This is a genomic window from Acinetobacter sp. A3, from assembly GCF_012371415.1.
Lineage (GTDB): Bacteria > Pseudomonadota > Gammaproteobacteria > Pseudomonadales > Moraxellaceae > Acinetobacter.
In genome coordinates, this window is sequence record NZ_JAAZQW010000061.1 from 1 (window position 1) to 8,976 (window position 8,976).

Annotated in this window: 7 protein-coding genes, 4 pseudogenes and 1 other annotated feature; of the genes and pseudogenes, 6 read left to right on the forward strand and 5 right to left on the reverse strand. The window is 37.3% G+C overall.

Features of this window, described 5'->3' with window-relative positions; genetic code table 11:
• Positions 1-154: 154 nt before the first annotated feature.
• Positions 155-727 (forward strand): HdeD family acid-resistance protein, encoded by a 573-nt coding sequence (locus HHA42_RS12640; protein ID WP_159139015.1) that lies wholly within the window; start codon positions 155-157, stop codon positions 725-727.
• A gap of 348 nt (positions 728-1,075) precedes the next feature.
• Here HHA42_RS12640 and HHA42_RS12645 read toward each other — a convergent pair.
• From HHA42_RS12645 to HHA42_RS12665, 5 genes and pseudogenes are all read right to left on the reverse strand, one after another.
• Positions 1,076-2,235, reverse strand: a pseudogene (locus HHA42_RS12645) (IS3 family transposase).
• An 83-nt stretch (positions 2,236-2,318) separates the two neighbouring features.
• Positions 2,319-2,737: pseudogene (locus tag HHA42_RS12650) on the reverse strand (transposase); the annotation flags it as partial.
• Positions 2,346-2,462: a sequence feature (AL1L pseudoknot), on the reverse strand. It overlaps the preceding pseudogene by 117 nt.
• A 136-nt stretch (positions 2,738-2,873) precedes the next feature.
• Positions 2,874-4,394 (reverse strand): catalase, encoded by a 1,521-nt coding sequence (locus HHA42_RS12655; protein ID WP_168419492.1) that lies wholly within the window; start codon positions 4,392-4,394, stop codon positions 2,874-2,876.
• A 147-nt stretch (positions 4,395-4,541) separates the two neighbouring features.
• The gene (locus tag HHA42_RS12660; protein WP_168419491.1) at positions 4,542-4,994 is read right to left on the reverse strand and encodes a hypothetical protein; all 453 of its coding nucleotides are present in this window, start codon (positions 4,992-4,994) and stop codon (positions 4,542-4,544) included.
• Positions 4,995-5,578: 584 nt separating this feature from the next.
• Positions 5,579-5,848 carry a hypothetical protein gene (locus tag HHA42_RS12665; protein ID WP_168526748.1) on the reverse strand — a complete coding sequence of 90 codons (270 nt, stop codon included), beginning with the start codon at positions 5,846-5,848 and terminating at the stop codon, positions 5,579-5,581.
• A gap of 554 nt (positions 5,849-6,402) precedes the next feature.
• Here HHA42_RS12665 and HHA42_RS12670 point away from each other — a divergent pair.
• The 5 genes and pseudogenes from HHA42_RS12670 to HHA42_RS12690 all read left to right on the forward strand — a co-directional run.
• Positions 6,403-7,491, forward strand: a pseudogene (locus HHA42_RS12670) (IS4 family transposase).
• A 457-nt stretch (positions 7,492-7,948) separates the two neighbouring features.
• The gene (locus tag HHA42_RS12675; RefSeq protein ID WP_168419489.1) at positions 7,949-8,164 is read left to right on the forward strand and encodes a cold-shock protein; all 216 of its coding nucleotides are present in this window, start codon (positions 7,949-7,951) and stop codon (positions 8,162-8,164) included.
• A gap of 88 nt (positions 8,165-8,252) precedes the next feature.
• Positions 8,253-8,480 carry a hypothetical protein gene (locus tag HHA42_RS12680; RefSeq protein ID WP_168526750.1) on the forward strand — a complete coding sequence of 76 codons (228 nt, stop codon included), beginning with the start codon at positions 8,253-8,255 and terminating at the stop codon, positions 8,478-8,480.
• Between the two features lie 65 nt (positions 8,481-8,545).
• The gene (locus tag HHA42_RS12685; RefSeq protein WP_104484741.1) at positions 8,546-8,743 is read left to right on the forward strand and encodes a hypothetical protein; all 198 of its coding nucleotides are present in this window, start codon (positions 8,546-8,548) and stop codon (positions 8,741-8,743) included.
• Between the two features lie 138 nt (positions 8,744-8,881).
• A pseudogene (locus tag HHA42_RS12690) lies at positions 8,882-8,976 on the forward strand (IS5/IS1182 family transposase); the annotation flags it as partial.

The following is an 8,976-nucleotide window of genomic DNA, read 5'->3' on the forward strand; positions in this document are numbered from 1 at the left end:
GTTACACGCTTGGCAACAAGACATTAACAGAGTGCGAATTAGTCCTTGAGTATGTTTGACTACATTTTAAGGAACAGGAAACGTAAGATTCTTCTAAAGCCAATCAAGTTTTAAAGTATGATCAGTCAAATAAGACATCACTTGAGAAGAAAAGATGAAAACAGTAGGCAATGACTTGGTACGTAGTCAGTTGCATCAAAAGCGAAAATGGTATCTGGGGCTGGGCATTTTACTAGTGATTTTTGGTCTGGTCTTGCTAGCGACTTTACCCTTTGCAACCTTGTCCGTGGTATTCATGTTTGGCGTACTGATGATGATCGGCGGGATTCTGCATTTTGTTGCTGCATTTAAAATTTTTCATGGCGGTTTTCGCTGGTTCTGGGCCTTATTCGGTCTTTTATACTTGCTTGCCGGATATTATGCGTTCAGTACACCGCTACAGACCGCGGTGGTCCTGACCCATATTCTGGCGATTATTCTAATTATTGCAGGTATCATCCGGATCTTGAATAGCCTTTTGTTTCGCGCTCTGGGTGGATGGGGCTGGACTTTATTTTCAGGCATCTTGACCCTGCTGGCAGGGATTGTGATTTTGCAATCCCCAGATGCACCGTTTTGGGTCCTGGGCCTGTTTCTGGCGATTGATATTTTATTTCAGGGGATTAATTACCTGACATTTGCGTCTTATATCCGGTATGAAGTCCCGAAAAGTTCAGCTGAGCTTTAAAAGCTCGCATCAAGAGCGCTCCGTGCGCTCTTTTTTATGTCTTGTGATGAATATAAGTGTGATCAGTTTATGTCAAAAATCTTTGTACTTGCGCCGGGTTCCTTATACTGAACTTGCATAAATTATGTTGTGTAACGTATGTAACAAGTTGAAATTATTAAAAATAGGATAACTAAAAATGCAACCGACTGAATTAAAAAAATTACCAGACTGGTTATTAGAACAGTTACCCCAAATAACTGAACCAGCAATTTTATCACTGCGAGATACTAAACTTGTCGTCACTTAGAGGTGGTCCCACTTGTTTGAACAACTAAAAGCTTATTTATAAGTGATATTCTGCTCTAGTTAAGCTACCTTATTTTGTTGTGGTAGCTGGTCATAGTAAAACTCATCTGGAGTCATTTTGTCCAGACTCGAATGAGGTCGTTTCAAATTATAAAATTCAAAATATGCATTTAATTGCTTTTTCGCATCAAAAACATTGCTGTAGGCTTTGAGATAAACCTCCTCGTATTTAACGCTCCGCCATAATCGTTCAATCATCACATTATCGACCTATGAGCAGCGATGCTGCGCAAGATTACCGTCCATGCTGATTTGGATGTCATTTGATTTTAACACTTCAATAAACGCATCACTGGTAAATTGACTGCCTTGGTCTGTATTAAAGACTTCAGGTCGGCCATATTTTTCAATAGCTTCATTTAATGTTTCTATACAAAATGCAACCTCCATACTAATCGATACGCTATGGGCAAGCACCTTACGGCTGTGCCAATCAATCACAGCATATAAGTAGACGAAGCCTTTTGCCATAGGGATATATGTTATATCCGTTGCCCACACTTGATTACTCCGTTGAATATTCAATCCTTTGAGCAGATATGGATATTTACGGTGAGCTTCATTGGCCTGACTTAGATTTGGTTTACGATATAACGCATTAATGCCCATTTTCTTCATTAAAGTACGTGTATGACGTCGTCCTATATGATGTCCTTGACGATTCAATAAATCACGCATCATACGGCTACCTGCAAAAGGGTATTGCATATGTAACTCATCCATACAGCGCATCAGCTTCAGATCTGATTCACTCACAGGTTTTGGGCGATAGTAATAACAACCACGGGAGACTTTCAGCAGCTTAGCTTGCTTAGATACTGAAATCTGAAGTGAGTCGTCGATTAACTTTTGTGGTTGAAGCGGCCCAGTTTCTTCAACACACCTTCTAAAAAATCAATTTCTAATGCCTGCTCACCGATTTTTGCATGTAGTTTTTTTAGATCAATGGGTGGTTCTGCTGGAGCTTTTGATTGATCGAAGGCTTGCGAGGAAGCCGAAATCAATTGATTTTTCCAGTCGATAATTTGGTTTTGATGAACATCAAATTCAGCACTCAATTCAGCAAGTGTTTTTTCTGCTTTAATTGCAGCAAGTGCTACCTTAGCTTTAAAGTCATTTGAATGATTTCTTCTTGGTCTACGTGCCATAAAATACTCCATATATCGATGTTTATAACATCATTTGGGGAGCAAAATATCACTTATAGGTGTTGTTCAAATTTACGGAGCCATCTCTTGTCAGCGAGATCTAAAGTTCGGTAATAGGTTGAAGCTGCGATCGGTAAAATCCTACAAATCGCATCAACACCATATAAGTCTTTATTGTTATGGATGAAATCCACCATTATTTGTGTGGGCGGTCGAGCTCCGCCTGGGCGAAAAAAGCGGCTGCTTTACGTAGAATTTCATTGGCACGCTTTAATTCTTTAATTTCACGTTCCATTTGCTTCATTTTTTCTTGATCAGATATCTGTTGTACTTTAATAGGATTTTGCTGATCTAAATGCTTTTGATGCCAGGCACGAAGTGTTTCAGGAGTACAACCAATCTTAGGCGCAATTGCTGTGATTGCAGCCCAAGTAGAAGGATAATCTTTTTCAGATTCAATTAGTAATTGAACCGCTCTTTCTCTAATTTCGGGGGTATAGGTTGGTTTTTTCATCGGAATAGTCTCTCAGAATATTGAGTCTCCGACAAACCCGGTACGGTTCAGTTTATTTAAGATCATCTCCATTAGACAAAAAAGTAGGAGGATAAAATGTCCTCCTACTTTTTTCGCTTAAAAAATTAAATCGCTATTACAGAAAACCAGGTTGTCCAAAAGCTGGATCAGTTGCACGTGCAGCTTGCGCATCCGCAACAGTCATGCCCAACGCCGCAGCAACACCTTCACCATAAGCAGGATCACATGCGTAACAGTTACGAATATGGCGGTACTTAATGAAGTCTAGCGCATCGCCCATCGCACGTGCGGTATTATCAAACAGTGCCTGTTTTTGCTCGGGGTTCATTAGATTGAACAATGCGCGTGGCTGGCTGAAATAGTTGTTATCGTCTTCACGGTAATCCCAGAAATCTGCATCACCACGGATTTTTAATGCAGGTTCGCGGTATTGTGGCTGCTCTTGCCATTGGTGGAAGCTGTTTGGCTCGTAGTGTGGCAAACTGCCATAGTTGCCATCCATACGACCTTGACCATCACGACGGTTTGAGTGCACAGGGCAACGTGCTGCATTTACAGGAATTTGTGAATGATTCACGCCTACACGGTAACGAGCAGCATCAGCATAGTTAACTAAACGCGCTTGCAGCATGCGGTCTGGTGAATAGCTGATTCCTGGAACAAGGTTGCTTGGTGCAAAGGCGGCTTGTTCAACATCTTGGAAGTAGTTTTCTGGGTTACGATTCAGCTCAAACTCACCCACTTGAATGAGAGGGTAGTCACCTTTAGGCCAAACTTTGGTCAGGTCAAATGGGTGATATGGCACTTGTTCTGCCTCAAGTTCAGGCATGATTTGTACGAACAGCGTCCATTTCGGGAAATCACCACGTTCAATCGCATTGTACAAGTCAGTCTGGCTGCTTTCGCGGTCACGACCAACTAATTCTGCTGCTTCTGCATCGGTCAGGTTTTGAATCCCTTGTTGCGTACGGAAGTGGAATTTCACCCAGAAGCGTTCATTGTTAGCATTAATGAAACTATAAGTATGGCTACCAAAACCATGCATGTGACGATAACCGACTGGAATACCACGGTCAGACATCACAATGGTAACTTGGTGTAATGCTTCTGGCAGTAATGTCCAGAAATCCCAGTTGTTGGTTGCATCACGAAGGTTGGTGCGTGGGTCACGCTTTACGGCTTTGTTTAGGTCTGGGAACTGGCGAGGGTCGCGGAAGAAGAACACAGGAGTGTTGTTACCGACTAAATCCCAGTTACCTTCTTCGGTATAGAATTTCAGGGCAAAACCACGAATATCACGTTCTGCATCGGCAGCACCGCGCTCACCTGCAACGGTAGAGAAACGAGCAAACATTTCAGTTTTTTTGCCCACTTCAGAGAAGATTTTAGCGCGAGTATATTGGCTAATGTCATGGGTCACTGTAAATGTACCAAAAGCACCTGAACCTTTGGCATGCATACGACGCTCAGGAATCACTTCGCGAACAAAGTTAGCTAGTTTTTCATTGAGCCATAAATCTTGTGCGAGTAAAGGCCCCCGTGGCCCTGCTGTCATACTATTCTGATTATCAACAACAGGTGCCCCTGCATCAGTGGTCAGATGCGTGACTGGACACTTTTTAATATCTTGGCTCATTGTATCTATCCTTTATTGGTGTAAGAGAAAATATCTTAGCTGGCTGGTTGTAAAGCAGATTTATGATGGGATTATAGAAAGATTAAAGCTAATTTAGATTGTAATAAAAACCCAATCATTATATATAATGATGTTAACAAAGAAAGACTAATCTAATTTTTGGGCAACGGCTAATTCACATTCTACTGGATGAAAGCTGACCAAATCTGCCGATGTACTTAACTTGCCATTTTCACGGTCGAAAATAAAAGAGACAGAACATTTTTTATTTGCCTGATCGGTGATTTGAACACCGTAATACAAGATTTCAGCATCGCTAATCACTATGACGTTTTTAGTCTCACCTAACTTTTCTTTTAATACCGTCTGAGTTGGGGTGCCAATTACACTAGCAATAAAATCTAATGAAACAGGTTTGTGCTCAGTGATTTTAGAGGTGATTTCTGGACTAAACAGTTGGTCATCATTACTGATTAACTGTTCATGATCATGTGCGTTTGCCAGTGAGGCTGCGGATAGTGCAAATGTCAGCGTGATTAACTTGATTTTCATATTGTATGCCCATGATTCAAATATTTTTAAAGTTTGGGTTTCTTTCAAATTTCTAAAATCATATACGATCTTAAAAATAACAAAGATTTTCGAGATAAAATCTCATTTTTTCATTTAACTCTGCTGGGCATGCTGTTCCACAGGGGAAAAATATGCAGTCAGATTTTTAAGGATGTTGGGACCAATATATTGGAGACAGTTTATTTAACTGAGGTTACGCATCCATTCTATATGTTGTAAATTTTAAAAAAATCGACTGCAACATGTAGTGGCGAAGATGCTCAAAAACATACTTATTATCTAACATCAGTTACTTAAGTTAGGCTGCCAGTTTAGATTTGCTAAAATTTACATAATGCACGTTATATAAATTGAGAAAAAGCCAGTTCAATATGTACTGGCTTTTTAGTGTCACGTATAAATCTAAGAATTGTTTTAATCGTTGCTAAGATGATGTTTCACGGCTTATAAACCATTGGTTTTAGGTTGTAGATTCCAATCACTATGACGTTACTTTGGGTGGCACCCTAAAGTGACACTTTAAATAACATCAAGTTTTATCAAGTCCTATAAAATCTTAAAGCGACCAGTAGTAGAATGAGCAACGAAAGTGGGGGCATCTAATTAATGAATTACCATCTAAAGTTTTTTGAGCGTTTTGAGCTTTTTAAAATTTTAGGTTTACTATATTTTCTATTCTGATTCTTTATAAAAAATATTATGGTCATAGCTATTAATACCATTAAAAATATCCAAACCATGTTTACCCCCCATGTATTTTTACTTGTAACTTTTTTTGATGATAAAACACTATATATCAAAAATTCACTGTTAATACTATGTACTAAGCCAAATTTTGATTGTCTGGAATGATGGGCACCACCCAGCGCCACACGCGCCAAAAAATTCCTGTTTAACGAAAAATGTTAAAGCAAAAGTTAAAACAAAAACTTGCTGTAATCTTGTTGTAATCCATCATTTCATAAGATTTTTTCGAAAAACAAACCTATGCACCTATATTTGATTATTCACTCTGGTTAATCAAAGTTATGGAACATTGCTCAAGAAGTAAGCGTGGAACGTGATAAATCATAAAAAAAGCCCCGATTGGAGAAAATGGGCTGTTAGGTGTTTATTATGTTATTGAAAATTAAAGGAAAGATATGAGATGTAAGCCCAGAGTAGAAATGTCCAGTTTCTCCAAAGTAAAAATGTCCGCTTTTAGAATATGCGCTTTTGCAATTTTCTTAGCGGACTGTTTGATATGTTGGTGTCTATGTCGGATAACAGCCATTATATTAAATGAAAGTATAAGATCAGGTAAAGTTACAGTTTTTATTTAAAATTGAAGTATCCATTAGACTTATGAATATTTATAAAAGGTATCTCTGTACACGACAAAATGGATAACCCATTGAAATACTGTCACAATATTTGTTTTCTGACGACGAATGCTATTCAACATCTCAATGAGTTATATCTCATCTTAAACAAATCTCTAAAATCGAACAAGTCGCATTTAAAATGCTTTACGCTCATCATGCTTGCTATCATTTTAAAGCAGACATGTAATCTTTCTTCTGCATCTAAATCATTACCCATCAAGTGCTTACCACAATCATTTTATCGACGTATGCAGCGCTTCTTTGCGGGTCAGTATTTTGATTATCAGCAAATTTCTCAGTTGATTTTCAACATGTTTTCATTCGACAAAGTGCAACTGACTTTGGATAGAACCAATTGGGAGTGGGAAAGAGAAATATTAATATCCTGATGTTGGCGATCGTCTATCGTGGAATAGCTATACCTATTGTTTGGACATTTCTCAATAAACGTGGAAACTCAGATACCAAAGAGCGTATTGCTTTGATTCAACGCTTTATATCTAGTTTGGTAAAGATTGTATTGTGAATGTGTTTGCAGACAGAGAGTTTATCGGTGAGCAGTGGTTTACATGGTTAATTCAAAAAGACCTCAACTTCTGTATTCGTGTTAAAAAAAATTCATTGTCACCAATTATTTAGGAAAGAATTATAAAATTAGTGATTTATTTCGCCATCTTCAAGTTAGTCAAATTGAATGCCGTAAACGACGGGTTTGGGTTGGTCGAGTGAAACTGTATCTTAGTGCGCTACGGCTAGAAAATGGAGAGCTTTTACTCGTCGTTTCTCCTACTTTTACTGCTGATGCAATTCGTGATTATGCCTTACGCTGGGAAATTGAAACCTTATTCAGTTGTCTCAAAGGGCACGGGTTTAATCTTGAAAAGACTCGCTTGACAGACCCTAGACGAGTTAAAAAATTGATTGCGGTCTTAGCTATAGCCTTCTGTTGCTGCTACTTAACGGGTGAATGGCGACATGACCAAATGAAAGCCATAGAAATAAAGAAGCATGGACGATTTTCAATGAGTTTATTTCGCTATGGTTTAGACTATGTTCAAGTAGCGATTCAGCGTTTAAGTTGTTTTGGAAAAAAAGAAGAATTTAGGAAAGTTCTAGCTATTTTGAGAAGGTGGAAGTCCGATAGGATAATGATTCAGTGAAATTTGTCGTGTACAGAGTTTAAAGCTATAAAATTTGGCGGTTTATCTATGACTTGCATATGGGAGAAAATCATCATTCCCGAAATTAAAAACATCAATATTGTTATTACGGAACTATATAATCGCATTCATTATTTATCAATCTAACTCGACTCTACAAATTATCTTATATTGTTATATTTTAAATAAAAATATGATTTTACTGGATTTTTTAATTAGTTTAATCTTATTTTATTGGTTTTAATGAATATATATAAGAAAACTTGATTTTTACTATTTTTAGTGTATAGTTAACTCAACTAGAAAAAAGTCTCGTTTCGGTAAATCTTCCTTAAGTATCGCAGTTTTAGTCATAATCCTTCGTTTTTTAGATTTTAAGTCTCATTCTTTATTATTTTCAAAGTTATTAATCAGTCAATAAAATGACTAAAATTATTAAAAATTAGTAGGATATATTATGTCAAACTCAAATGTTGTTAAAGGTACTGTTAAGTGGTTTAACGAAACTAAAGGTTTTGGTTTCATTCAACAAGAATCAGGTCCAGACGTTTTTGCTCATTTCAGCGAAATCGCGAATTCAGGTTTCAAGACCTTATTTGAAGGCCAGCAAGTTGAATTCAGTGTAGTTCAAGGTCAAAAAGGACCGAATGCTGTAAATATTGTTGCTATCTAAGTAGTAATAAGCAGTAATAAAAAGCACTCAGAGTGCTTTTTTTATACTTTAAAATGTTTTAAAAATTATCTAATAAATAGGAAATAAGTTGTTAAAAATAAATGATTTAATTGCAAAATCTAAAAATGGTACTGAAATTATTGTTTCATTAATCCCTCTTCATAAAATGCAAAATACACGTCAAGGTTTCAAACAAATTGAAGTCGGTAAAAGAGTTCTATTGGAATCTGGAATCGAGGTTGATTTAAATTTGGATGGCCGTACATTCTACACGTCCCTAAATCAGCTATTTAAATTAAGTCATAAAGTTGCTTAGAGACAAAATCAACAAGCATCAATAGTTTATGTGGACTTTCCACTACAATTTTTAAGGGGATACATATGCTTAAACAGACTCTCATCGTCAAAGACCAGTTTGGTGTTAAACAGGCTATTCAAGCCACAGTGGATCATGAGTTTGCCACCACACAATCTGATTTGAATATAAAACATATCACCGTTGATGGTGAAGATATTCGACCTAGTTTTGAAATGTTTTTTCAAAGTACTTTAAGTGGAAAAATATTCAAAATCATCTAGAAATATAATTTTTATAAAATCCAAAGTCTGGATCAAATATCGGAACCTGCTCGCTATTATGCGGGTTTTTTTATACCTCATATTGGCTTTGTTGCACAAACCTATCTGTAAAGGCTTTTTCAGCGATATAATTTCCAAATGAATAAGCCTACACAGAAAATCTACCGCACAACCAATTGGCCCGCATATAACCGAGCACTCATGAGTCGCGGAAATATTGCCATTTGGTTTGA

Excerpts from the sequence above, each read along its gene's own strand:
- HHA42_RS12640 (WP_159139015.1), top strand. The coding sequence starts at position 155 with ATGAAAACAGTAGGCAATGACTTGGTACGTAGTCAGTTGCATCAAAAG.
- HHA42_RS12655 (WP_168419492.1), bottom strand. The coding sequence starts at position 4,394 with ATGAGCCAAGATATTAAAAAGTGTCCAGTCACGCATCTGACCACTGAT.
- HHA42_RS12675 (WP_168419489.1), top strand. The coding sequence starts at position 7,949 with ATGTCAAACTCAAATGTTGTTAAAGGTACTGTTAAGTGGTTTAACGAA.
- HHA42_RS12685 (WP_104484741.1), top strand. The coding sequence starts at position 8,546 with ATGCTTAAACAGACTCTCATCGTCAAAGACCAGTTTGGTGTTAAACAG.